The sequence below is a fragment of the Streptomyces sp. NPDC034037 genome, assembly GCF_055575715.1.
In genome coordinates this window covers 24,840-49,105 of sequence record NZ_JBVISC010000014.1, presented here as the reverse complement: position 1 = coordinate 49,105, position 24,266 = coordinate 24,840, and the positions used below count along the sequence as shown (strand labels likewise).

At 71.5% G+C, this 24,266-nt stretch carries 21 protein-coding genes; 8 read left to right on the top strand and 13 right to left on the bottom strand.

Going from position 1 to position 24,266, the window contains the following annotated elements:
• Positions 1-6: 6 nt before the first annotated feature.
• The 3 genes from ACZ516_RS32795 (at position 7) to ACZ516_RS32785 (ending at position 2,302) form a co-directional block, all read left to right on the top strand.
• Positions 7-798, top strand: a complete 792-nt coding sequence (locus ACZ516_RS32795) for a sirohydrochlorin chelatase (protein WP_361077201.1) — start codon at positions 7-9, stop codon at positions 796-798.
• Between the two features lie 11 nt (positions 799-809).
• Positions 810-1,667: an SCO6745 family protein gene (locus ACZ516_RS32790; protein WP_469013304.1), complete on the top strand. Its 858-nt coding sequence runs from the start codon at positions 810-812 to the stop codon at positions 1,665-1,667.
• A gap of 113 nt (positions 1,668-1,780) precedes the next feature.
• Entirely contained in the window at positions 1,781-2,302 is a 522-nt protein-coding gene (locus tag ACZ516_RS32785; protein ID WP_358696672.1) for a GNAT family N-acetyltransferase, read from the top strand.
• Here ACZ516_RS32785 and ACZ516_RS32780 read toward each other — a convergent pair.
• From ACZ516_RS32780 to ACZ516_RS32760, 5 genes are all read right to left on the bottom strand, one after another.
• The gene (locus ACZ516_RS32780) at positions 2,271-2,627 is read right to left on the bottom strand and encodes a nuclear transport factor 2 family protein (RefSeq protein ID WP_467465272.1); all 357 of its coding nucleotides are present in this window, start codon (positions 2,625-2,627) and stop codon (positions 2,271-2,273) included. The two genes, ACZ516_RS32785 and ACZ516_RS32780, sit on opposite strands and share 32 nt — an antisense overlap.
• A 25-nt stretch (positions 2,628-2,652) precedes the next feature.
• Complete coding sequence (locus ACZ516_RS32775) at positions 2,653-3,204, bottom strand: DUF1697 domain-containing protein (RefSeq protein ID WP_469013302.1); 552 nt, start codon at positions 3,202-3,204, stop codon at positions 2,653-2,655.
• Between the two features lie 85 nt (positions 3,205-3,289).
• Complete coding sequence (locus ACZ516_RS32770; protein WP_358583497.1) at positions 3,290-4,498, bottom strand: S8 family peptidase; 1,209 nt, start codon at positions 4,496-4,498, stop codon at positions 3,290-3,292.
• A 350-nt stretch (positions 4,499-4,848) separates the two neighbouring features.
• The gene (locus ACZ516_RS32765) at positions 4,849-5,841 is read right to left on the bottom strand and encodes a CDP-alcohol phosphatidyltransferase family protein (protein ID WP_469013298.1); all 993 of its coding nucleotides are present in this window, start codon (positions 5,839-5,841) and stop codon (positions 4,849-4,851) included.
• A gap of 200 nt (positions 5,842-6,041) precedes the next feature.
• On the bottom strand, positions 6,042-6,464 hold the full coding sequence (locus ACZ516_RS32760; RefSeq protein WP_358583526.1) for a MarR family winged helix-turn-helix transcriptional regulator: 423 nt from the start codon (positions 6,462-6,464) through the stop codon (positions 6,042-6,044).
• A gap of 143 nt (positions 6,465-6,607) precedes the next feature.
• Between ACZ516_RS32760 and ACZ516_RS32755 the strand changes: the two genes are divergently transcribed.
• A complete protein-coding gene (locus ACZ516_RS32755; protein ID WP_361077191.1) occupies positions 6,608-7,663 on the top strand; it encodes an ABC-2 transporter permease in 1,056 nt (351 codons plus the stop codon).
• A gap of 96 nt (positions 7,664-7,759) precedes the next feature.
• Here the strand turns inward: ACZ516_RS32755 and ACZ516_RS32750 are convergent, their stop codons facing one another.
• The 3 genes from ACZ516_RS32750 to ACZ516_RS32740 are packed head-to-tail and all read right to left on the bottom strand — an operon-like array spanning position 7,760 to position 10,811.
• Positions 7,760-9,055 carry an ABC transporter substrate-binding protein gene (locus tag ACZ516_RS32750; RefSeq protein WP_469013295.1) on the bottom strand — a complete coding sequence of 432 codons (1,296 nt, stop codon included), beginning with the start codon at positions 9,053-9,055 and terminating at the stop codon, positions 7,760-7,762.
• Positions 9,055-9,891, bottom strand: a complete 837-nt coding sequence (locus ACZ516_RS32745; RefSeq protein WP_469013294.1) for a carbohydrate ABC transporter permease — start codon at positions 9,889-9,891, stop codon at positions 9,055-9,057. The genes ACZ516_RS32750 and ACZ516_RS32745 overlap by 1 nt, the downstream gene beginning before the upstream one ends.
• Positions 9,888-10,811, bottom strand: coding sequence for a carbohydrate ABC transporter permease (locus ACZ516_RS32740; protein WP_469013292.1), 924 nt, complete (start codon positions 10,809-10,811; stop codon positions 9,888-9,890). Before ACZ516_RS32740 ends, ACZ516_RS32745 begins: the two co-directional genes overlap by 4 nt.
• 168 nt (positions 10,812-10,979) lie before the next feature.
• Between ACZ516_RS32740 and ACZ516_RS32735 the strand changes: the two genes are divergently transcribed.
• Positions 10,980-11,843, top strand: coding sequence for a phosphotransferase enzyme family protein (locus ACZ516_RS32735; RefSeq protein WP_469013290.1), 864 nt, complete (start codon positions 10,980-10,982; stop codon positions 11,841-11,843).
• A gap of 305 nt (positions 11,844-12,148) precedes the next feature.
• On the opposite strand, the gene ACZ516_RS32730 is transcribed toward ACZ516_RS32735, so the two are convergent.
• Complete coding sequence (locus tag ACZ516_RS32730) at positions 12,149-13,384, bottom strand: hypothetical protein (RefSeq protein WP_469013289.1); 1,236 nt, start codon at positions 13,382-13,384, stop codon at positions 12,149-12,151.
• Between the two features lie 690 nt (positions 13,385-14,074).
• On the opposite strand from ACZ516_RS32730, the gene ACZ516_RS32725 reads away from it, so the two are divergent.
• Positions 14,075-14,419 carry a hypothetical protein gene (locus tag ACZ516_RS32725; protein WP_469013286.1) on the top strand — a complete coding sequence of 115 codons (345 nt, stop codon included), beginning with the start codon at positions 14,075-14,077 and terminating at the stop codon, positions 14,417-14,419.
• Positions 14,420-14,625: 206 nt separating this feature from the next.
• Here the strand turns inward: ACZ516_RS32725 and ACZ516_RS32720 are convergent, their stop codons facing one another.
• The 4 genes from ACZ516_RS32720 to ACZ516_RS32705 all read right to left on the bottom strand — a co-directional run bounded on the left by ACZ516_RS32720 (position 14,626) and on the right by ACZ516_RS32705 (position 19,146).
• On the bottom strand, positions 14,626-15,384 hold the full coding sequence (locus ACZ516_RS32720) for an exonuclease domain-containing protein (RefSeq protein WP_469013283.1): 759 nt from the start codon (positions 15,382-15,384) through the stop codon (positions 14,626-14,628).
• A gap of 213 nt (positions 15,385-15,597) precedes the next feature.
• The gene (locus ACZ516_RS32715; protein WP_358697169.1) at positions 15,598-16,839 is read right to left on the bottom strand and encodes an SAV2148 family HEPN domain-containing protein; all 1,242 of its coding nucleotides are present in this window, start codon (positions 16,837-16,839) and stop codon (positions 15,598-15,600) included.
• A 104-nt stretch (positions 16,840-16,943) separates the two neighbouring features.
• The gene (locus tag ACZ516_RS32710; RefSeq protein WP_358911053.1) at positions 16,944-18,263 is read right to left on the bottom strand and encodes a copper amine oxidase; all 1,320 of its coding nucleotides are present in this window, start codon (positions 18,261-18,263) and stop codon (positions 16,944-16,946) included.
• A 97-nt stretch (positions 18,264-18,360) separates the two neighbouring features.
• Positions 18,361-19,146, bottom strand: a complete 786-nt coding sequence (locus tag ACZ516_RS32705) for a Tat pathway signal sequence domain protein (RefSeq protein ID WP_358697172.1) — start codon at positions 19,144-19,146, stop codon at positions 18,361-18,363.
• 158 nt (positions 19,147-19,304) lie between these two features.
• Between ACZ516_RS32705 and glgX the strand changes: the two genes are divergently transcribed.
• Positions 19,305-21,413, top strand: a complete 2,109-nt coding sequence (glgX, locus tag ACZ516_RS32700; protein WP_469013280.1) for a glycogen debranching protein GlgX — start codon at positions 19,305-19,307, stop codon at positions 21,411-21,413.
• Between the two features lie 301 nt (positions 21,414-21,714).
• On the top strand, positions 21,715-24,138 hold the full coding sequence (gene treY / locus ACZ516_RS32695; RefSeq protein WP_469013278.1) for a malto-oligosyltrehalose synthase: 2,424 nt from the start codon (positions 21,715-21,717) through the stop codon (positions 24,136-24,138).
• The last annotated feature ends 128 nt before the right edge of the window (positions 24,139-24,266 follow it).

The window sequence follows — 24,266 nt, the reverse complement described above, 5'->3', positions numbered from 1 at the left end:
CCCGCCGTGCGCCGACCCGTCCCGCCCCCGCGCCGTCCCGTGCTCCTCGTCATCGCCCACGGCAGCCGCGACCCGCGGCACGCCGCGAGCGTGCGCGCGCTGGTGCGGCAGGTGCGCTCGCTGCGCCCGGGGCTGCGCGTGGAAACCGCCTTCCTGGACTTCAACGCCCCCTCCGTCTCGGGGACGTTGGAGCAGCTCGCGGCCGAGGGGGTACGGGACGTGGTGGCGCTGCCGCTGCTCCTGACGCGGGCGTTCCACGCGAAGGCGGACATCCCCGCGGTGCTGCGCGAGGCCCCCGCGGGCCTGCGCGTGCGCCGGGCGCCGGTCCTCGGCCCTTCCCCGCTCCTCCTGCACACCTTGGAGCAGCGGCTGCACGAGGCGGGGCTCGACCCCGCCGACAGGTCCTCGACCGGGGTCGTCCTGGCCTCGGCGGGGTCATCGGATCCGGAGGCGATCGCAGTGATCGCTGAAATCGCGCGGGAGTGGCGGCTCACCGGTTGGTGTGCCGTGCGGCCTGCGTTCGCCTCCGCTTCCTCGCCGCGCACCCGGGACGCCGTACGCGCACTGCGTGCCGTGCCCGGCGTACGTCAGGTGGCGGTCGCCCCCTACGTCCTCGCGCCCGGTTTCCTGCCGGATCGCATCGCGCGGGACGCCGTCGAGGCCGGCGCCGACATCCTGGCGGACGTCCTCGGGCCCGCGCCGTCGGTGGCGCGGCTGCTGCTGCGGCGCCACGACGAGACGTACGCGCCGGACACCTGCCCTGTTGCTCCTCTGGCGCGGACCCCCGCTCTGGCCTAGCTTGTGGGTTCATGACCCCGAGCCGTTCCCGCACGCTGTGGCTGCGGACCGAACCCCTGCACGCGGTGATCTACTTCGAGGAGCGCTGCCGAGGCCTCGGCCGTGCGGTGGGCCTCAAGGGCTTCTGGATGGGGTATTTCGCCGCCCGCACCGCGCCGATGGGGCGCGTGGGCCCCGGCGTCGCCTCGGCGGCACTCGGTGTCTTCGCGCCGGGCATGGTGGCCCGCGCCCTGCCGTCGGCCTGGGAGTACGCCTCGCCGGACCGGGTCGTCGAGGAGCGGGCCCGCCTCGCGGCCCGCGCCCTGCGGCAACTGGTCCCGGACATCGCCATCTTGACGACGTCGTCCAACCCGCCGCTGACCGCCGTGGTGGAGGACGCCCCTCCCCTGGCCCGTCCGCTGTTCGCCGCCAACCGCGACCTGGTGGGCCGCACCGACCCGGTCGAGCGCCTGTGGCAACTGACCACCTGCGTACGTGAGTTCCGGGGAGACGCCCATGTCTCGGTGCTCGCCGACCACGGCCTGGACGCCCGCGAGGCCCTCGCCCTGGCCGCCGTGACCGGCAGGGTGGACGCGGCCCGCATCCGGCAGGACCGGGGCTGGAGCGAGGAGGAGTGGGAGACGGCCATGGACCGGCTGCGCTGCCGGGGCCTGATCGACGCGGCGGGCCGGGTCACCGAACGGGGGCTCACGGAACGCGAGTTGATCGAGGACGACACGGACCGCCTCGCGGACCGCCTGCTGCGCCCGCTGTCCGCCCCGGCCGCGGACGCCCTCCTCGCCGCCCTGCATCCGGCGGCCCGCGCCATCCAGAACTCGGGCCTGCTGCCCTACCCGAACCCGATCGGGCTGCCGCGTACGGTCGGGTGAGCGGCGTATCGCCGGGCGCGGAGGCCCGGGGCCGCCGGGGGGGCGCACAGCCGGTCGAAGAGAGGGCGCAAACTGCTTGCTCCACCCGCCCCCGCCCCCTTACCGTCTCGCGGATGACACCCGAGCTGCGGTCCGAACGACTCTCCCTGACGCCCTACGTCGCCTCCGACGAGGCGCACTTCGTGGCGCTGTTCCAGGACGAGGCCGTGGGGCGGTGGTTCGGCGAGGGGGTGCAGAGCGCGGCGGAGGACCGGGCCCTGTTCGGCCGGATATTCAGCCTCGTCTACGCGGAGGAACGCTTCCCCGTGTGGGCGGTCCGGCACGAGGGCCGCTATGTCGGGCACGCCGAGGTCAAGCCGTCGCCGGAGACCTGGCTGGACGGCCACGAGATCGTCTACGGCCTGACCAGGGAGAGCTGGGGCCTCGGGCTCGGCACGGAGCTGGCGCGGCTGCTGACCTCGTACGGGCACGAGACCCTGGGGCTCGCCGAGGTGCACGCCACGGTGGACTCGGAGAACACCGCCTCCCTCGCCGTCCTGAAGCGTCTCGGCTACACCCAGGGACGCGAGGTCCCGGAGGAGGACGGCAGGACCACCCTGCTGCTCACCTCCCGGATTCCGGACCCGGGTCGGTGAACGGTGTGCCCTGATGGAACCAGAGCCGCCAGCGGCCGTCCGTGCGGCGCCACAGTGAACTGCGGTGCGCGCGGCGGCCGTTGTCGTCCGTGTCGTAGGTGAGGTGCACCAGGTCGTCGGCGAGCTGGACGCCGCGCATGCGGGAGACGGTGGTGGCGGCGCGGCCGGCGGGTGCGGACCCGTCCATGAGGACCTCCCCGATGGTCTCCCGGTCCCAGCGCGTGCCGGAGGCCCCGACCTCGGTGAACTCCGGGTGCAGCAGCGCCCCGAACAGCTCCGGTGACGCCCGCACCTCGGGGTCGAGGAGGCGCAGCTCGCCCTCCATGGCGGCCTCGACGGCGGGGGTCGGCTCAGGCACGGGTCAGCTCCACCAGTCGGGTGACGGTGTTCCAGTTGCGGGTGGTGGCGATCAGGCCCTTGGTCAGGGCGGGCCGCGACAGTTGCTCGCCGAGTTTGGAGCGGCCGAGGCCGTCGGGCGCGTACAGGTACAGGGCGCGGTCGCCGAGCCTGAATTCCTCGGGCAGGTGGGCGGCCTGGTCGATGGCGGCGAAGCGCGCCGGGTCGACCGGCGCGGAGAAGTAGGTGACGTGGAGCTGCTTGGCCTCCAGCTCGGCCGCGGGGAAGGGGCAGGCGTCCGCCACCGCCCGCAGATACGCCCCGTCGCGGACCAGGACGTCGACGGCGAAGCCGAAGTGCTCCTCGATGGCCGCCCGCAGCTCGGCTCCGAGCGACTCCTCGTCGCCCCGGAGCGCGGTGAAGACGGCGTTGCCGCTCTGCAGGTACGTCTGCACGTCGCTGTGCCCGAGCTCTTCGAGGAGCGTGCGCAGCCCGGCCATCGGCACCTTCTTGTGGCCGCCGACGTTGATGCCGCGCAGCAGCGCCGCGTATGTCCTGGTCACCATGCGCACACGATAGGGCACATGACGAGGCGGCCGCCGTGCCCCGTGGGGGCGGGCACGGCGGCCGCGGTTCAGTGGACGGCGAGGATCACTCGACGATCTTCAGGAGCTTGTTGGGCGTGCCCTCGCTCGGGTTGGAGATCTTGTCCGGCGTGGCGCCGTCGGTCAGGGCCTTGGCGACGTCCGCGGGCTTGGCGTCCGGGTGGGCGGCGAGGTAGACGGCGGCGGCGCCCACGACGTGCGGGGTCGCCATCGACGTGCCGGAGATGGTGTTCGTGGCGTCGTCGCCGGTGTTCCAGGCGGAGGTGATGTCCGAGCCCGGGGCGTAGAGGTCCACGGCAGGGCCGAAGTTGGAGAAGTCCGACTGCTTGTCGTCCTTGGTGGAGGAGGCGACCGTGATGGCCTCCCGCACGCGGGACGGGGAGCCCTGGGAGGCGTCGGTCGACTCGTTGCCGGCGGCCACCGCGAAGGTGACGCCCGAGGCGATCGCCTTGCGCACGGCCGCGTCGAGCGCCTCGTCCGCGCCGCCGCCGAGGCTCATGTTGGCGACGGAGGGGCCCTGGTGGTTCTTGGTGACCCAGTCGATGCCCGCGACGACCTGCTCGGTGGTACCGGAGCCCTGGTCGTCCAGGACGCGGACGGCGACGATCTTGGCCTTCTTGGCGACGCCGTGCGACTGGCCGGCGATGGTGCCGGCGACGTGCGTGCCGTGGCCGTTGCCGTCGTCGGCGTTGTCGTCGTTGTCGACGGCGTCGAAGCCGGAGGTCGCGCGGCCGCCGAAGTCCTTGTGGCTGACGCGGACGCCGGTGTCGATGACGTACGCGGTGGCGCCCTCGCCGGCCGCGTCCGGGTAGGTGTACTTGTCGTCGGCCGCGGTGTCCGTCTGGTCGATGCGGTCCAGGCCCCAGGACGGCGGGTTGTCCTGGGTGGCGTCGATGGTGAACTTCTTCGACTGGACGACCTTGCCGACGGCCGGGTCGGCGGCCAGGCGCTTGGCCTCGGTCTCGCTCAGGCCCTTGGCGGAGAAGCCGTTGATGGCGGAGGAGTAGGTGCGCTTCAGTTCGCCGCCGTACTCCTCGGCGAGCTTCGACTTGGCCGCCTTGTCGGCCTTCTCGTCGAGCATCACGATGTAGCTGCCGGCCACGGCGCCCTTGGCGTCCAGGCCGTACACCCTGCCCTCGGCGGGGGTGGCGGCGCCGGCGAAGGAGGTGGCGAATACGGTGACTCCGACCGCGGTGGCGGCGGTGGTGATCGCGGCGGTGAGCTTCATCGTGCGGGCACGCCTGTGAGTTGCCATGAAGAGGGGTCTCCTCAGTGCTGTGTGGGGGGAATGTGGGGGGTATTCAGCTGTCTGCCCAGGGGTGCGCCGCGGCGGGAAGTTCCTCGGCACGTCCCCTGAGGCCCGGAAGATCTCCGGGTGTTGGGACGAAACCCTGACCGATTGACGCGCGCAGATCAATACCTACATGCAGCTGTGACTTGTTCAACAAGGTTCCGTAATGACAAACCGGCTCTCTTACGGTGGAACCTGACATCTCGCGGGCCGGCAACGGCAACTTCCAGCCACAGCAGGCACTTTGCGCCCCAGACGCACCACCGGGCGGGCTGGAGTGACCAGCCCGCCCGGCGCGAGACGTGCGGTAGTCCCTAGACCGCGGTGGCGACCTTCTGCTCCTCGAAGGAGTCGATCGTCCGCGTGAAGTCCCGTGTGGAGAGCAGCAGTTTGTAGATGATGGCCAGTTCGAAGACCAGCAGCAGGGCGCCGGAGACGATCGTCGCCGGCATCACCACGTCGAAGAGCGGGCCGATGATGAAGACGCCCATCTGGAACTCGATGCCGCTCACCAGGTGCGCGCGGATGCGGTGGCGCAGCAGGAAGGAGCGGGCCCGCAGATAGGCGGGGAACTTCCGCCGGAACTCCTGGTGCAGGTCGATCACCTGGGGCTTCGGCGCCACCGGCGCCGCCTCCCCGTCGACATCCGCGCCCCGCGCCTCGGGAAGGTCGTACGCGGCCTCCCCTGCGGCCCGCTGGAGGTCCTGCTCGATGTCCGCCGAGGGGTTGTCGCGGAGCAGGTCCTCCATGAAGGCCACCTCCGCCTCGTTCTGCGCGCGCCGCGCGGCCCGCATGCGGGCCTTGATCTGCTTGCGCATGGTGTGGCGGATCTTGAAGATCTCCAGGGAGTTGATGTAGCGCAGGGTGTCGAGCGCCACGACGGCGAGCGCCAGCCAGATGTAGCGGGTGTCGCCGGTGCGCTCGTACTGGCCGCCCATGAGGGCGACGCCGCACACCATGACGCGGATCCGGTCGAAGACGAAGTCGAGCCAGGCACCGAAGACGGAGCCCTGCCCGGTGAGGCGGGCGATCTTGCCGTCCATGCAGTCGAGGATGAAGCTGAAGTGGTAGACGACGGCGCCGAGGGCGAGCCACTTCCAGTCGCCGAACGCGAAGCATGCGGCCGAGCCGAGACCGAGGAGGAAGGCGCCCCAGGTGATCTGGTTGGGCGTGATCCTCGTGCGCATCGCGGTGAATCGCACGAGCGGGGTGGCGACCGGGTCGACAAGCAACACGGTCCACCACGCGTCGCGCTTCTTCTGGGTGATGCGACGCACCTCGGCGAGGGGCGGTATGTCTCGACGCATGGGGGTCAACTTCCTGGCGTTCGACGAAAGTTCATCTCACGCTAGGGAGTGATTCACCCCAGGAACAAGATCTACGGAGTGCAACCTTTCACCGGGGGTAACGGTCAACCTTTCGCGCTGAGTCCATGGCCATTCCAGGACATTGGGCGTGTTACCAGAGTGTTATCGAATGGAGGGAACGGCCGACCCTTCACGGAGCGTCACTTCAGGGCCCCTCCGTCCGCGCCGCCGTCCCCGGCCCCTTCGGCCGCCTCGTTGTACCGCAGCAGATACTCCGCGAACCGCGCCAGGTCCGGCCCGCTCCACTCGGCGAGCCGCTCCTGGAACGCGACCCGGCGCGCGGCGCCGACCTGCGCCAGCACCTCGTGACCGCGCGCGGTGAGGTGCAGGACGTGGACCCGGTGATCGGCCGGGTCGAGCCGCCGCTCGACGAGTCCCGCCTTCTCCAGGGTCCCGACCTGCCGGCTGATCGTCGATTTGTCGAGGGTGTAGTGCGCGGCCAGGTCCGTGGCCCGGCAGCCGCCCTGGTGCTCCAGATGGCCGAGCAGCGTGAACGAGACGAGCGACAGCTCGGGGTGCATGCGCGCGGCGGTGGCGCGCGCCCGCCGGGCGAACGCCGTCATCTCGCGCTGGATGACCTCGATGGACTCATCCCGCGCCCCCGGCTCGGACCTGTCTCGATCGGTCACAGTTTTTCCCTCTCCGCGAATGGTTGTAGAGTACAACATTAGAGAGAGTTGCATATACCAACCATCGGAGTCCCCCCATGTCCGTCACCGCGGCAGCCGCCCCTCGAACACGTGACGCCCTGCGCCATGTCCTCCTCCACCTGGTGACCCCCCTGCTGATGTGTCTCGGCATGGGCCTCGCCTACATGGGCGCGTTCGTCACGCCCGAGCCGCACGACATGCCGATCGCCGTCGTCGGCTCGGGCCCGCGGGCCGAGGCCCTCGCCCGCACCGTCCAGGACAAGGCGGGCGACGCGCTCGACGTACGCACCCTCGCCGATCGCGAGCAGGCCGTCGACGCGCTCAAGTCCCTGGACATAGCCGGGGCCTACCTCCCGGACGCGAAGGCGCCCGAGCTGATCGTGGCCTCCGCCGGGTCCGACATGAGCGCGCTGGCCGTGCAGAAGATCTTCACGCCGGTCGCGGCGGAGCAGGGCCTCCCGCTGAAGGTCACCGATGTGGCGAAGCCGGTCTCCGACGACCCCACCGGGCAGGGCCTGTTCTTCCTGCTCGTCGCCGTCAGCATCGGCTCCTACGCCTCGGTGGCGGTACTCGGCGCGGCAGGCGCGGCGCTGCGGATGCGGGTCCGCGCCGCTCTCGTGGTGGGCGTCTCCTTCGCGGTCAGCCTGATCGGCGCGGCGCTCGCGGGGCCGGTCTTCCACCTGGCGCACCAGGGCCTGTGGGGCGTGTGGGCGATGTCGTGGCTGTACTCGGCCGGGGTCCTGTTCATCGGCGTGGGCCTGCACACCTTCCTGAAGCGCTGGACGACGCTGACGATGATGGTGCTGTTCGTGATGCTGAACTTCACGACGTCCGGCGGGCTCTTCCGGCCCGAGCTGCAGAACGGCTTCTTCGGCTCGCTGCACGCGTTCTGGAACGGCGCCGGCTTCGTCGAGGGAATCCGCGGCCACCTGTACTTCGGCGGTCACGACCTCGGCCGGCACGTCATGACGCTGGCCGCCTGGCTGGTCCTCGGCCTGCTGATGACCGCCGTCGCGGGACTGTGGGAGCGGCGCCGGCGCCCGGCCCCCGTCGCCACCGCCACCCGCGAGGCGGACCAGGAGGAGGAGATGGAGGAGTCGGTCGCGGTGTGAGCTGCGGCTCCCCCCACAGCCCGCTGGTCCGGCGACCCCGGCGGCCCGCTACGAGGCTTCGCCCCGCCCCCCCCCCGGCGCCGGGCCGGACGCGGCTCAGCGCTGGTACCGGGCGAGGACCAGGTTGCCGTCCTCGACCAGCCGCTCGCGCAGCTCGGGGAGGTCGATCGCGCCGCTGTAGTACTCCTGGAGCGCCGGGGTGGCGACCTTGTCCTTCCACTCCGGATAGCCCCGCACGGACTGGGCGGGGGCCGAGCGCAGGTGTGCGGCGAGGGCGGTGCCCACCGCCCAGTCGTGCTCCGTCGTGTGCAGCGCGCGGTCCTTCAGCGCCTCCTGGCCGGTCGGCAGCATCCAGTCGCCGCGCGCCAGCCGGACCATGTTCCGCGGCTGGAGGAAGAAGTCGAGGAACGCGGCCGCCTCCTTCTTGTGCGGGCTGTCCTCGGCGACGGACAGGGTCTGCGGACTGACCCCCTGGGCGAGCCCCTCAGGCCCGGCGGGCGCGGGCAGCACCTGCCAGTCGAAGCCCTCGGGGGCCTGCTGGGCGAGCTGCTGGCGGTAGGAGAACCCGAGCGGGACCATCGCGTACTTCCCGCCGAAGAAGCCGGGCAGGGTGTCGGAGCCGCCCATGCCGAGGGTGGTGGCGGAGGCGCTCTTGTCGCTGTTCACCTGGTCGTGGACCGTGCGCGGCACGGTCTCGTCGCCCTGGTCGAAGCGGACCTCGACCTTGCCCTCCGCACCCCGGTGGAACATCTTGCCGCCGGTCGACAGGGAGAGGTTGAGGGTCGCCGAGACCGGTTCCTTCAACGGCCAGGCGACGCCGTACTTCCCCTCGTCCGCGTCGCCCAGTTCCCTGGTGACGTCCCGGAACTCGGCCCAGCTCCAGGGCTTGTCGGGGGTGGGGACGCGTACGCCCGACTTCTTCAGCCACCTGGCGTTGGCGACCAGGACGCGCGGCTCCTGGAGGAACGGCACGCCGTAGACCTTGCCGCCGAACGTCGTCGTCCGCCAGCTGCGCCGGGGGATGTCGGACTTCAGGCGGTCGGGCAGCAGCTCGCCGAGATCCGCGAGATAGCCGCCGTACGCGAAGTCGGCGAGGTCGTCGGAGGCGTCGTGGATGATGTCCGGCGCCTCGCCGCCCTCGAAGGAGGTGAGCAGCTGGTCGTGGACGCTGTCCCAACTGCCCTGGACGTACTCGACCCGCACGTCGGGATGCGTGGCGTTCCACTGGGCGACGAGGGCCTTGTTGGCGTCGACGGACTCCTTCTGCCAGGCCAGGGACTGGAACCGGAGGGTGATCTTCCCGTCGTCGTCGCCGGAGTCGCCGCCGCACCCGGTGAGCAGCAGGGCGAGGGCCGTGGCGGCCGCGGTCAGCATGCGGGGTGCCGTGCGCATCAGGCCTTCACCGCCCCGGCCAGCACGCCGCTCGTGAGCCGCTTCTGGATGATCGCGAACAGGACGAGCGAGGGCAGGGTCGCGAGGAACGCCGCGGCGGCGAGCGGCCCGAGGTCGGCGACGCCCTCCGCGCCGATGAAGCGGTTGAGGACGACCGGCAGCGTCTGCTTCTCGGGGGTTTTCAGCAGGACGAGCGCGAAGAAGAACTCGTTCCAGGCGGTGATGAAGGCGAACATCGCCGTGGCCACGATGCCGGGGGCGAGCAGCGGCGCGACGACGGAGACGAACGTCCGCACCTTGCTCGCGCCGTCCACCGCCGCCGCCTCCTCCAGCTCGGCGGGCACCGCGCGGACGTATCCGACGAGCATCCACAGGGCGAAGGGCAGCGACCACACCACGTACACCATGACCAGGCCGGTCAGTGAGTTGATCAGGTGGAGGTTCTTCAGGATCAGGAAGAGCGGGATGATGATCAGTACGAACGGGAACGCCTGGCTGATCACCACCCAGCCGGTCGCCGCCTTCGCCAGGCGGGTGCGGTGCCTGGCCATGACGTACGCCATCGGTGTGGCGACGACGACCGCGATCAGGGCCGCGCAGAGCGCCGCGAGCAGGGAGTTGCCGGCGGCCCGCAGGAGCGGCTGCTCGTCGAAGGCCTGCCGGAAGTTGTCCAGCGTGGGGTCCTTCGGGATCCAGGTGGGGTGCAGGCTGCCCAGTTCACGGGCGGGTTTGAAGGCCGTGGAGAGCAGCCAGAGGAACGGGAAGGCGAGGAAGACCAGATAGGCGGCGAGCGCCAAGTACTGCGCGGCGCGCGCGGACTTGTTGGTGCGCGTCACGTCTCGTCGCCTCCTTTCAGCCGGCCCACGAGGTAGCAGGCGAGGATCACGGAGATGACGGCGACCATCACGCAGCCCATGGCGGCGGCGTAGCCGAACTGGCCGTAGCCGAAGGCCTCTTCGTAGGCGAAGAGCATGGGCAGGCGCGTGCGGCCGCCGGGGCCGCCCTGGGTCAGGACGTAGACCAGGGCGAAGGAGTTGAAGTTCCAGATGAAGTTGAGCGCGGTGATGGCGAGGGCGACCGGCTTGAGGGCGGGCCAGGTGACGGTGCGAAAGCGCCGCCAGGCGCCCGCGCCGTCCATCGCGGCGGCCTCGTGCAGCTCGCGCGGCGTGTTCTGGAGCCCGGCGAGCAGGGCGACGGTGGTCTGCGGCATGCCCGCCCAGACGCCGACGACGATCACGGCGAACAGGGCGGTGGCCGTGCCGGTCAGCCAGTCCTCGCCGTCGCCGAGGCCGAGGTCGGCGAGCGTTTCGTTGAGGATGCCCGCGTCGGGGTGGTAGACGAGGCGCCACATGATGCCGACGACCACCTCGGGCATCGCCCAGGGGATGATCGCGAGGGCCCGCGCCAGCCAGCGGAAGCGCAGATTCTGGTTGAGCAGCAGGGCGAGGCCGAGCGCGAGCAGGAACTGCGGCACGGTGACACCGGCCGCCCACAGCAGGCCGATCCGGAACGAGTCCCAGAACAGCGTGTCGTGCAGCAGGTCCTGGAAGTTGAGGGCGCCGATCCACCGGGCGGGCTCGGTGCGGCCCGACTGGGAGTCGGTGAAGGCCAACGCGATGCCGTACAGGAGCGGGCCGACGCTCAGGACGAGGATCGGGATCAGCGCGGGCAGCACCAGGAACCACGCGCCGTGGTCCGCGACGGCACGGTGCGGCGCGCGTGGCGCTGACCGCTTCGTCGCGGTCGCCAAGGTCACGGATTCGGCTCCTTCGGGCGGCTCGTACGGTCCGGCCGCCCCGGCGGCCCCCGTCATCGTGCTGACGCGGTTCTGATACGTCAAGGAGGTGCGCGTCCCCCGTACGCCTGGTGGCCTGTGCGAATGCGAGACTGTCGGCAAACGGGGCACCGGGTGCGGGAGGCACGGATGGACGAGGCACGGGCGCGGCGCGTACTGGAGGCGGCCGATCTGCCGGTTCCGGTGGGCGGGGCCGAGCTGCTGGCGCTCGGCGAGAACGCGGTGTTCGGCGTCGACGGCCTCGTCGTCAAGGTCGGCCGCGCCGCCCCCGGGCTCCTCGACCGGGCCCGGCGCGAGCTGGGCGTCGCGGCCTGGCTGGAGCGGGCCGGCGTCCCCGCCGTACGGGCCGCCGAGGCGGAGCCCCGGGTCGTGGGCGGGCACCCGGTGACACTCTGGCACCGGCTCCCGGCTGCCGTGCGGCCCGCCGAGCCGCGTGACCTCGCCGCGCTCCTGCGGGCCGTCCACGAACTGGCCCCGCCCTCCTTCGCCCTGCCGCGCCGTGAACTGCTCGGCGGGGTGGAGCGCTGGCTGCGCCTGGCGGGCGACGCGATCGACCCCGCCGACGCGGACTATCTGCGCGCGCGCAGGGACGGCTTCGCCTCCGCCGCCGCCGCGCTGACCCCGCACCTGGCGCCGGGTCCGATCCACGGCGACGCGCTGCCCCGCAATGTCCTGGTCGGCCCGGACGGGCCGGTCCTGGTGGACCTGGAGACCTTCTCCTTCGACCTGCGCGAGCACGACCTGGTCGTCATGGCGCTCTCCCGCGACCGGTACGGCCTGGCGCCCGAGGCGTACGACGGCTTCGTGCGCGCCTACGGGTGGGACGTACGGGAGTGGGAGGGCTGCGCGGTGCTGCGCGGGGCCCGGGAGACGGCCAGCTGCGCATGGGTCGCCCAGCACGCGCCCGCCAACCCCAAGGCGCTGACGGAGTTCCGCCGCCGGGTGGCATCCCTGCGGGACGGCGACACGGCGGTGCGGTGGTACCCCTTCTGAGCCCGGGCGGTGTGACACCGGACCGGTGACGAGCCGCCCTGGGGATATCCCCCCTTCCGGGCGTGGGGTGTGCCGGATGGCCTCTCGTCGGGGGCGAATCCAGCGTTCAGCCATGACTTGGACTCCGCGAAAGCGCCTCGCCGTGTCACTCGGTGTCGCTGCGCTGCTCGCCGCGGAGGTGGCCACCGGCGTCGCCCGGCCCGCCCGCGTCGCCTGCCTGGCCGGGCGTGGTGACGAAAGCGAGCGGCCAGGCAGCGGCCGTCGGCTGGCATCCGACCGGAGCGACGGGTGCCGGCAGCGGCCACTCATGGGGCAGAGGGGCCGGCCTCCTCGCCCGGATCCCTGTCCTGCTCCGTGGAAGCTGGTGGGGTGCCAGGGCTCTCCGGCCCACCCTTTGCCTCGGCGCGGCTCGGGGCCGGAGCACCATAAGCGGTGCGGTCGTCGAGGGTGATGGTGACCGGCTGACCGCTGGGGGTGAGGTCCGTCAGGCTCTCCTCGATCCGCTCGTACAACGTAGCGGCGAGCTCCTGGTCGCCATCGCCGTCGCTAGCGGCGTGCTTAATGGAGTGCAGGCTGATGAGCAGGGCGATCAGGGAGCGGCCGGACAGAGCGGCTCGGATCCGTTCGTCTCCCTCGTCGGCGACCTGTGGCGGTACTCGAAAGTGCGGGTGGCGCCCCGCGTGGGCGGTGATGAACTCCCAGATGTCGCGGTGGGACAACAGGCTCGCCGAGGAGACGCGGGCCGCGGTCTTCAGCAGGGTGCTGTGTTCCTGGCTCACTTCGACGACTGCAGTTTCGGCAGCCGTGTCCGGCTGCGGTCGCAACTCCTCCACGGCGGCGTGCAGGTCGGTGATCTCCTGCCGCAGTGAGGCGAGTACGGAGCAGGCTTCGGCCAGGGCGGTGCCGACCTCCTGTTTGATCTCACCCATCGCATCGCGTACGCAGTCCGAGGCATCCTGATGATTACTGGCCGGGCCATCGTCGGTGCTGACCGGGGTGGTGAGTGCGGTGAGCACGGGGGCGAGTTCGTCGGTGAGGACGTCACGGAGGGCCTGGCGGACTACGTCGATCGGCAGTTCTGGGCTGGGCGGGGAGTCCGGCTCCGGTTCGGCGGAGCGCTGCTCGGGAATCGCGGGCCGGAGAGCACTGTCTTCCGGGTGGCCGTCCGACTCGGTGAGGGTGGTGACGGGTGCGGCGGCGGAGTCACGGCGGTCACCCTCGACGCCGGGTGCCTCCTGCTCGGCTGACGCGGGCGAGGGCGGGGTGGTGAGTGGGGCCGGTGCGGGCACAGCGAGATCCGCGAGCGCGACGCGGACCTCGCGCAGTTCGGCGCGCAGCTGGGCGACGACGTCGTGGACGGTGCTGTTGAGCGATTCACCGTTGGAGTTCAGCTTGTTGTACACGTCGCGGAAGTTCGAGCGCATCCTGCCGAGCTCGTCGACGACCTCCTTGGTCGTCTTCTCGTGCGCGGCCCGGCCGGCCGTCTCCAGCTTCTCGACGCTCCTGTCGAAGGCGTCCCGGATGTTCTTGTCTGTGTGCATGACGGCGGTGTGGAGCATCGTCAGGGTGTTGGTGAGATCCGGGTTTGGCTGGCGGGCCATCATCCCCCACTTCGTTGCGTTAAGTAGTCACACCGGTTCGCTGTGTATGCTGCCTCGGACCGCTCAAGCCGCGCGGGAAGATCGGATCAACTGACCTAAGAGCATCGGTTGTTCAGACTGAAACCGATCGGAGCGGCCGGTTGGGGGGTTGTCCTGTCTGGGGCCCTCCCGACCTGGTTGCCCGGCCCGTGGCTCAGTCGCGCGCGGGACGAGCGGGACTCCCGGCTCACCCGTCGCCAATGTCCGCACTCCCGAGGAGGCCCGGGACCGGCTCGCGGCCCTACCAGCGGCGGAGGGCATGTCGCCGCACGCCTACCTGGCCCGACTCGCTGAGACCTCCTTACTCCGGACGAGCGTGCCGCGCGGGCCGAGCAGGCACGGACCGCATGAAGGAGTGGAACGGGGCTACCCGCCCACCTGCACGGAACAACCCATCCCCGTTACGGCGGGGATGAATCACTCTGCCTTGCCAGAGATGGGGCCAAGCCGACGGGGCTGGGCAACAAAGTCGACCAGAACCAGGCCAGGTCATCGAGCTGCTGACCCGCCCGTGGGCCAGCACCCCGACGCCGACTCGGTCAGCTCGGCGGGGTTAACTCAGGGTTCCCGAAGACGAGGTGAGAGGTGCGTATGGCGACTCGCACGCCGGCCGAACTCGCTCTGGCTCGCTCATACACGTCCGATGATGGTGCGATCAGGTTCAACGTCATCGACCTGACCGTAGAACACCAGCCAGACCGTAGCGTCATCTTGTCCTACCGGCTCGTCATCGAACGGAAGGGTCTCGCCGACGAGTGCTGGGTGGTCACACTGTCATGGAACGACAAGTCCTTTGTGGACGTGTTCACCTCGTCTGCCCCTGACCCTGAGCGTCTTCGCCAACTGGTGGAGCTGGTGCAGGACCTTTTGCAAGAGTGGTGGGATACCAAGGGGTACAACCGCCAGTTCGCGAAGATGGGACGCCGGTGCTCCTGAGCTGCCGCTGTGGGCAGCAGGGACCGGGTGGTACCGAACACTCCATCGCTGCATGTGGAGGCGATCACCACAGATGGGTTCTGAGGATGAGCCCTTCTCGTTCTACTCGACTTGGTGACTCTTGTGCACGACCCCGCGCTCCCAGACCCCGATCAGCTCGGCGCGGTGCTCGCCGGCGCCGCCGATCAGTGCCGCGCACCTCCCCCTCACCCTCCCAGGGCCCCCTGCGGGCTCACCTCCGCGATACCTCCCGCGTACGGCACCACCGGCCAGGCCGGCTCGATCGTCGCCTCGGGGTTCGACGTCCGGCGCAGGTACCTCTGCAAGGAAGCCGCCTGCTCGGCCGCCGCACGTACCTGTAGATCGTGCAGTTCCGCCGGCCCCAGCGTGCCTATGGCCGCATGGGCGAGGCCCATGGATCGCGCGGCGCGCGCCGCGGCCACCGCGTCCGCGACCGCGTTGTGCGCGTCGTCGAGCGGTACTCCGTAGTGCTCGCAGAGCGCCTGGAGGTTTCTCGACCCCTTCCGGTACCGGTCCACGTGCTTGTCCAGGACCAGCGGGTCGACGACGGGCGAGGGCGGGGACCCTTCGCCCAACCGCTCGGCCAACGGCGCTATCCCGTGCCGTCGGCACTCGCGGTCCAGGAGCGAGAGGTCGTATCGCGCGTTCATCACCACCAGCGGAGTCCCCGAGTTCAGCACGTCGGCCACGGCCGAGGTGATCTCCTCGATCGCGGGAGGTGCCGCGACCCCGTGCCTGCGGGCGTGTTCCGTGGAGATGCCGTGGATGGCCGAGGCCTGTCGCGGGATGCTCACCCCCGGGTCGAGCAGCCAGGTCCGGGCCTTCGGCGGTCGGCCGTCCGCCTCCACGGCGACGACCGCCGCGGTGACGATCCGGTCGGTCTCGATGTCGGTCCCGGTGGTCTCCAGGTCGAAGGCCATCAACGGCCCGCTGGTCCAGCTCATCACAGGGCCCCGGCCTCGATCACCGCGCCGGTGACGACGCGTGCCTCGGCCGGATCCGTCCCCTTCGTCCCCAGGTCGAAACCGATCAGCAGCTCCCGGTGCCGGCCCATGCCCGCCCCCTTCTTTCGTGGTGCTTTCCCCCAGTGACCACCACGATCGCATGGGCCACTGACAATCCGAGGGGCACCTTCCGCTTCCGGCGGCCGGGGGCCGTCAGGACACCGGCCGCGAGTCCGCCCACGCCACCTCGAACTCCTCGCGATACGTGGCGAAAAGGCCGCCCTCGCCCGGATCGCCCGATTTCACCACGCGGCCGCCACCGCGCAGCACGAGCACCGGCGCCTCCATCCCCCGCGTCCTGCGCAGGTAGGACTGGACGACGGCGATGCCGTCCGCCCCGTCCCCGTCGACCAGATACGCGGTGAACCTCGGTGTCTCGTCGAAGACCTGGATCTCGAAGGCGCCCGGATCGCGCAGCCGCGCCCGCACCCGCCGCATGTGCAGGATGTTCATCTCGACCGAGCGGCTCAACTCGCCCTTCTTGATGCCCAGTTCCCGCTCCCTGCGCTTGACCGCGCTGCTCGCCGGGTTGAGGAACAGCAGCCGCACCCGGCACCCCGACTCGGCCAGCCGGACCAGGCGGCGCCCGGAGAAGTTCTGCGCCAGCAGGTTGAGCCCGATGCCGATCGCGTCCAGGCGCCGGGCGCCGCCGAAGATGTCCTCGGCGGGAAACTGCCGCAGCAGGCGCACGCGGTCCGGGTGCACCGCCACCACGTCGGCGTACCGGTCGCCGACCAGGTCCTCGACGGCGTCGACGGGAAGGCGGCGCGCGGAGGGCGTGTCGGTGCCCGCGCCGAGGATGTCCAGGAGCCTGGCCGAGGCCCGCTCCGCCTGCGCGAGGACGGCCTGCGAGAGGGCGCGGTTGCGCGAGACGACGTTCCGCGTGACCTCCAGCTCGTCCAGCGCCAGCTCGACGTCCCGCCGGTCGTCCAGGTACGGCTCGAAGCACGGCCAGTGCTGTACCATCAGCTCGCGCAGCTGCGGCAGCGTCAGGAAGCTGAGGACGTTGTCGTCGGCGGGGTCGAGCAAATACCCCTTGCGGCGGCTGACTTCGCGTACGGCGACGGCCCGCTGCACCCATTCCTGCCCCGCCGGGCCCGCCGCGGCGACCACCCAGTCCTCGGCATGGACGGGTTCGTAGACGGGACGCAGAACAGCGGCCACGACCGCGCGCAGCCGCTGCTCCACCAGGTTCAGCCAGATGTAGGCCCGCCCGGCGCGCTGGGCGCGCGTACGGACCTCGCGCCAGGCGTCGGTGTCCCAGTCCAGTTCCGGTCCGATCTGGGACCCCGTCTCGATCGGCCGCGCCAAGGACACCGCTGAGGCGGGTACGTCCACGGAGCCCCCCTCGCGACCCTCGTCACCGGGGGCCGGCTCCCGCCCACCCGAGCTCACCCGCGCACCGCCTTTCGCTCCCCCGAGCCACTCCCCCGGTCAACGATCAAGGAAGGGTACTCCGGGAGCGGCGGGCGGTGCAGCCGGATGCGCCGGGTGGTTCCTCAACCGCCCATCGGAGGACGACCGTTCTGGTTCGACAGCTCCTGCGGAGTGAGCGGGCTCATAGCGGTGACATCGCGGGCGGCCAGCGAGAAGCCCTGCCAGTGGACCGGCATCGGCTGCTGGTCCTCGTCGCGGGCGATGTGGTGGAAACCGATGTGCACCCAGGTGATGGGGTGCGTCAGGGTCTCGCCGTTCGCCCACTTGTCGACGCTGTTCGGCGTGCCGTTCGGGCAGCCGATGTTGTTGCTCGCGTACTGCTCGCACTTCTTGTACTGCGTGAAGTACACGTCGTGCTTGGTGAAGGGCCGGCCCGCGTGCTTGTTGCTGGCCCCGGGGACGATCTCGTACGACCTGGGGTGGCCGTCCTTGTTCTTGCCCGTCCCGCTGACCACGCGCCACCAGCGCATGTCCTTGCGGTCGCCGGTCAGTTCCTTGGTGACCTTCGTGCGGGTCGTCCTCGTGGTCGGGCTGCCCTGGCCGGTGGGCGGGGTGACCTTGGAGTCGTACTGCTCCACCTTGGCCTTCGGGGAGCCGTCCAGGCCGAAGTTGAGCCGCCAGAAGACGTTGTGGGCGTGGCTCTCGGCCTTGGCCTGGTCGCCCTTGCCGATGGGCCAGCCCCGGTCGTCACCGCCGTCGTAGTCGTAGGGCGAGAGGCTGCCCGTCGCGCCCACGTTGGAGGTGATGGTGCCGTCGGAGGAGAAGCGCCACTCGGTGATGTACTCGTACCAGGAGGCCTTGTTCACCGTGTACACGAGCAGGTCCTTGCCCTGACCCGTGAAGACCTTGCCGGAGCCGCCGGTGCTCTGGTCGTCGTTGAGGCGGTACGCGTGCCCCCGCGCGCGCGTGGTGGCGCACAGGCCCTTCACGTCGCCGCGGCCGGGGACCTTGACGGTCTTGATGGTGCCGCCGGGGCACTCGCCGGGCTGGAGGTTCTGCAGCGCCTGGCCGAAGTCGGTGCCGGTGACGTCGTCGTACTCGGCCTGGCCGTCGTCGTAGGGCACGTGCACCTGGGCGAGCCGGGCGCTGGTCAGGACGGGTATCGGCTTGGCCTCGCCCTTCGGCTGGTAGCTGATCTTGTCGAGGATCAGCCCGGAGAGCGTGTTGTAGTGCCAGCACATGCGCCAGGTGGTGCCGCCGTCGAGGGTCTGCTCGATCTGGTAGGCGGCGCTGCAGTCGGCCGCCGGGGCGGGGGCCTTGCCGGGCGGCCTGGGGGCGGCGGAGGCGGGAGCGGTGGCGCTCAGTGCGCCGCCGAGGAGCGCGGACACCGCGACGGCCAGTGCGGCCCCCTTGCGGGTGCGCGAGACTCTTGTGACGTGCATTGCTGAATGGACTCCCTCGTACGAGGAGAAGTTGGTGAGTGGTGTCCGGTGCGGACGGCCCGCGTCAGCGGGTGGACGGGCGCGGCCGACGGCCGCGTCAGCCGAGGCGGCCGACGGTGCGGGTGCTCAGGTCGACGACGAGGGCCCTGGTGTCGATCCACGGCCCGTTCTTGACCTTCGTGACGACCTGGAGGCACCGGTGCTCGCCGCACTCGGTGAGGTCGGAGGGCACCTGCTTCACGGTCTCCTTGCGGAAGACCATGCCGCTCAGCTGGAGCTGCTCCGGGCTCTTCAGCGCCTTGCCCGTGGCGTGCTCGAAGTCCTTCTTCAGGCCCTTGCCGAGCCGGTCGGCGATCAGGAGTCTGGCGCCCTCGGCCAGCTCTTCCTGGCTGGGCGGCGGCTGGACGTTCCGCGCGGTGGTCGTGTCGTCCACCTTGCCCGTCTCCAGGTTCACCGTCTTGGTGATGACGGCGTCCTTCTTGTAGTCGTAGTAGACGACCTCGGCCCTGCGCGGGGCCGCCGCCCCGGTGTCGGCCGGATCCGGCTCGCTGAGGTTCGTGGACAGCAGCTGCGGCCCGCGGTCGCCCTCCACGTCCCGGGCGCGGGCGCGCAGCTGCCCGGTGACCGACGCCTTCTCGGCCCGCTCGATCTCCTGATCGGTCAGCGGGTCGCTGCCGATGCCCTTGGCGCCCTCCCGGGGCGCGGCCTCCACGACGCCGTCCTTGGCGATGGCGTCCTGCTTTCCCGCCGCCGCGTTGGCGGGGCGGTCCCCCGACCCGCCCGAGCCCGACAGACCGGCGCCCACCAGCACGGCGGCCGCGGTCACCGCGACCGCCGAGCCCGCCACCACCTTCCCCAGGTGGCGTCCGACTATTTCACGCACTTACTCCCCCTACTCCCCTGGCGCCCCATTCGTGGGCATGCCAAGTATGTGGTCAGCCGGATAGACGGGTACAACTCCTGGGTGGTTGCCCCACTTTCGGGCAGACTCCGGCCAAAGTGGCCGGGGCCCTTGCGGGCGTGAGGGAAAGAGTCGTATTCATGCAGGTCTGGCCTGGGCAGGCATACCCCTTAGGCGCCACGTACGACGGTGCCGGCACGAATTTCGCGGTCTTCTCCGAGACCGCCGAGCGCATGGAGCTGTGCCTCCTGCACGACGACGGCTCGGAGACGGCCGTCGAGCTGCGCGAGTCCGACGCGTTCGTGCGGCACGCGTACCTCCCCGGCATCATGCCGGGACAGCGGTACGGCCTACGGGTGCACGGGCCCTACGCACCCGAGCGCGGACACCGCTGCAACTCCGCGAAACTGCTGCTCGACCCGTACGCGCGCGCGGTGAGCGGGCGCGTCCACTGGGGCGAGGAGGTGTACGGCTACCACTTCGAGGACCCCGGCCGGCGCAACGACCTGGACTCGGCCCCGCACATGATGACGTCGGTGGTGGTCAACCCCTACTTCGACTGGGGCGACGACCGGCCGCCCCGCACGCCGTACCACGAGACCGTGCTCTACGAGGCCCATGTGAAGGGCCTGACCATGCTGCACCCCGACCTTCCGGACGAGCTGCGCGGCTCGTACGCGGCGCTCGGCCACCCGGCGATCATCGAGCACCTCACGCGGCTCGGGGTGACCGCGCTGGAGCTGATGCCGGTCCACCAGTTCGTGAACGACCACCGCCTGGTGGACATGGGCCTGAACAACTACTGGGGCTACAACACGATCGGCTTCTTCGCCCCGCACAACGCCTACGCCTCCTGGGGCGACCGGGGCGAGCAGGTCCTGGAGTTCAAGCAGGCCGTCAAGGCGCTGCACGAGGCGAACATCGAGGTGATCCTGGACGTCGTCTACAACCACACCGCCGAGGGCAACCACCTGGGCCCCACTTTGTCCTACAAGGGCCTGGACAACGCCTCGTACTACCGCCTGACGGACGATCCCCGCTACTACATGGACACCACGGGGACGGGCAACTCCCTCCTGATGCGCTCGCCGCACGTCCTCCAGATGATCATGGACTCGCTGCGGTACTGGGTCACGGAGATGCGCGTGGACGGCTTCCGCTTCGATCTGGCGGCGACGCTCGCGCGGCAGTTCCACGAGGTGGACCGGCTGTCGTCGTTCTTCGACCTCGTGCAGCAGGACCCGGTGGTCAGCCAGGTCAAGCTGATCGCCGAGCCCTGGGACGTGGGCGAGGGCGGCTACCAGGTGGGGAACTTCCCGCCCCTGTGGACCGAGTGGAACGGCATGTACCGCGACACGGTGCGCGACCTGTGGCGGGGCGAACCGCGCACCCTCGCGGAGTTCGCGTCCCGGCTGACCGGCTCCTCCGACCTGTACCAGGACGACGGGCGCCGCCCCCTCGCCTCGATCAACTTCACCACCTGCCACGACGGCTTCACGCTGCACGACCTCGTCTCGTACAACGAGAAGCACAACCACGCGAACGGCGAGGACAACCAGGACGGCGAGAGCCACAACCGCTCCTGGAACTGCGGTGTCGAGGGCCCCACGGACGACCCGGACGTGCTGGCGCTGCGCGCCCGGCAGATGCGCAACCTCATCGCCACGCTCATGCTCTCCCAGGGCGTGCCCATGCTCAGCCACGGCGACGAGTTCGCGCGCACGCAGGGCGGCAACAACAACGCGTACTGCCAGGACAACGAGGTCGCGTGGGTGCGCTGGCCGGACGGCGACAGTCCGGTCCTGGACTTCACGCGCGCGATGGCGATGCTGCGGCGGGACCACCCGGTGTTCCGTAGGCGCCGGTTCTTCCACGGCCGCCCGGTGCAGGGCACCCGCGACGAGCTGTCCGACATCGCCTGGTTCACCCCGGAGGGGCGGGAGATGGAGCAGCACGACTGGGACGCCGCGCACGCGCGCGCCCTGACGGTGTTCCTGAACGGCAACGCGATCTCCGAGCCGGGCCCGCGCGGCGAGCGGATCAGCGACGACTCGTTCCTGCTGATGTTCAACGCCTCGCCCGAGCCGTTGGAGTTCGTGGTGCCGGTCGACCACGGCCGGCAGTGGCAGGTGGTGGTCGACACGGCCCGCCCGGAGGGGGTGCCGGTGGAGGCGGGCCCGAAGGTGGGGGCGGGCGACCGCCTGGCCCTGACGGACCGCAGCCTGACGGTGCTCCAGCGACCGGCCTGAGCGCGCGACGGCGCCCTCGCGCGGGCCCGCGCGTGGAGGGCGAGCGGACACGCGCGTGCGGCGGCTGAGTGGGCACGCGCGTGGGACGGCCGAGCGAGCACGCGCGTGCGACGGCCGAGCGGACATGCGCGTGCGACGGCCGAGCGAGCACGCGCGCGCGACGGCCGAGCGGACACGCGCGCGCGACGGCCGAGCGAGCACGCGCGTGCGACGGCCGAGCGGACACGCGCGTGGGACGGCCGAGGGGACGCGCGTGTGAACGGATGACAGGAAAGCCGCCGGGACGGGTACGTACCTTCGCATGACGCCACAGCGCTCCCGTCCCGCGGTGCCGCCCACGCCGACCGCCACCTACCGGCTCCAGCTCCAGCCGGAGTTCCCCTTCGCCGCCGCCGAGGCGGCCGTGCCGCACCTCGCCGCGCTCGGCGTCTCGCACCTGCACCTGTCGCCGGTCCTGGAGGCGGTCCCCGGGTCGACCCACGGCTACGACGTGGTGGACCACGCGCGGGTGCGGGCCGAGCTGGGCGGCGAGGAGGGGCTGCGCTCCCTGGCGCGTACCGCCCGCGCGGCGGGGCTCGGCCTGGTGGTGGACATCGTGCCCAACCACATGGCGGCGGCCCCCCGGCACAATCACGCGCTCTGGGAGGTGCTGCGCGAGGGCCCCGGCTCTCCGTGCGCGCGCTGGTTCGACATCGACTGGGAGGCCGGGGGCGGGCGCGTCCTGCTGCCGTTCCTCGGCGACAGGCTCGGCGAGGAGCTGGCCTCGCTGCGGGTGGACGGCGACGTGCTGCGCTACCACGAACACGCGTTCCCGCTCCGGGAGGGCACCGAAGGGCTGCCGCTGCCCGAGCTGCTCGACGCCCAGTTCTACCGCCTGTCATGGTGGAGGCTGGCCCGCACGGAGCTGAACTACCGGCGGTTCTTCACCATCTCGGACCTGATCGGGGTGCGCGTCGAGGACCCCGAGGTGTTCGACGCGACCCACGGCAAGATCCTCGAACTGCTGCACGAGGGAGTCGTCGACGGGCTGCGGATCGATCACCCGGACGGGCTGGCCGATCCCGGGGCCTACCTCCGCACGCTGCACGAGGCGAGTGGCGGCCGCTGGACCGTGGTGGAGAAGATCCTCGCCGACGGCGAGCGGCTGCCGGCGGCCTGGCCGGTGGCCGGCACCACCGGCTACGATGCGCTGCGGCACCTCGACGGGGTGCTGGCCGACCCGGCGGGCGCGCGGGAACTGCTCGGCCACTACCGGCGCTTCGCCGCGCCGCCGGACGACCGGGGCGGCGACTGGGAGGCGACGGTGCGCCGCGCCGCGTACCGGGTGGTCACGCGGGAGCTGGCCGCCGAGGTGGACCGGCTCACGCGCGAGGCCGCCGCGATCTGCGCGGCCGACCCCGGGCTGCGGGACCACGCGCCGTGGGCGCTGCGCACGGCCCTGCGGGAGCTGCTCGTACGGCTGCCCGTGTACCGGCCGTACGTGTCCGGGGGCGCCGCTCCCGAGACGGTGCTGACCCCGGAGGCGGCCGAGGAGGCCAAGGCGGCGTTCACCGTGCCCGAGGAGGCGGCGACGGTCGACGTCGTACGGGATCTGGCGCTGGGCCGGGCCGGGGCGGCGGAGGACCGGTCCCGGGAGGCGGTGGCCGGGTTCCGCGCGCGGTTCGCCCAGACCGCCTCGGCGTTGCGCGCCAAGGCGGTCGAGGACAGCGCCTTCTACCGGCACGCCCCGCTCCTGTCCGCCGCCGAGGTGGGGGGCGCGCCCGAGCGCCCCGCGGTCCCGGTGGCGGAGTTCCACGCGTACTGCGCGCGGGTGCAGCGGGACTGGCCCGCCACGGGGACGGTGCTGACGACGCACGACACCAAGCGCAGCGCCGACGTGCGGGCGGGCATCTCGGTCCTCACGCAGTGCCCGGGGCGCTGGGCGGACCTGCTGGCCGACCTGACGGAGCGGACGGCGCGCGAGAGCGGGGTGCGCGCGCCCGACCCCCAGGTGGCATGGGCCGTCTGGCAGACCGCGCTGGGCTTCGGCCCCCCAGATGCCGCCCGGCTGCGGGACGCGCTGGTCAAACACGTGCGCGAGGCGGGTCTGCACACGAGCTGGACGGAGCCGGACGAGGCCTACGAGCGGGCGGTGACCGCCTTCGTGGAGGCGGGCCCGTGCGGAGCGCCGCGACACGCGGTGGCGTCCTTCGCGCGGGACCTCGCGCCCCATGTCCGGGCGAACGTCCTCGGGGCGGCGCTCCTGCATCTGACGATGCCCGGGGTGCCGGACCTCTACCAGGGGACGGAGGGCGAGTACCGGGCCCTGGTCGACCCGGACAACCGGCACCCCGCTCGCTTCGGCGCGGACGTCCTGGAGCGCCTGGAGGCGAAACCGGACGGCCGGGACCTATCGGACGAGAAGCTGGCGCTCACCGCGGCGGCGCTGCGGCTGCGCGGGCGGCGCCCTGAGCTGTTCGGGGAGGCGGGGACGTACGAGCCGTTGGCGGCCGAGGGCCCGGGCGCCGCGCACTGTGTGGCGTTCGCGCGCTCCGGGGAGGTGGTGGTGGCGGTGACGCGCCTGTCGCTGCGCCTCGCGGAGGCGGGCGGCTGGCGCGACACACGGCTGGCGCTTCCGGCGGGCCGGTGGACGGACCTGCTCGCCCCGGACCGGGAGTTCACGGGGGACGCCCCGGCCCGGACCCTCTTCGCGGAGTCCCCCGTGGCCCTGCTGCAACGGTCGTAGGCGATGGCGCCGGGACCGGTGCCGGGGCTCGCGGACGACTGGGGGCGGCTGCCGCGCGTCCGGGAAGGGGCGAGCGGTCGAGCACCGGTCACGGACCACGGTGGCGGCGACGCGGCACGGCACGCGCG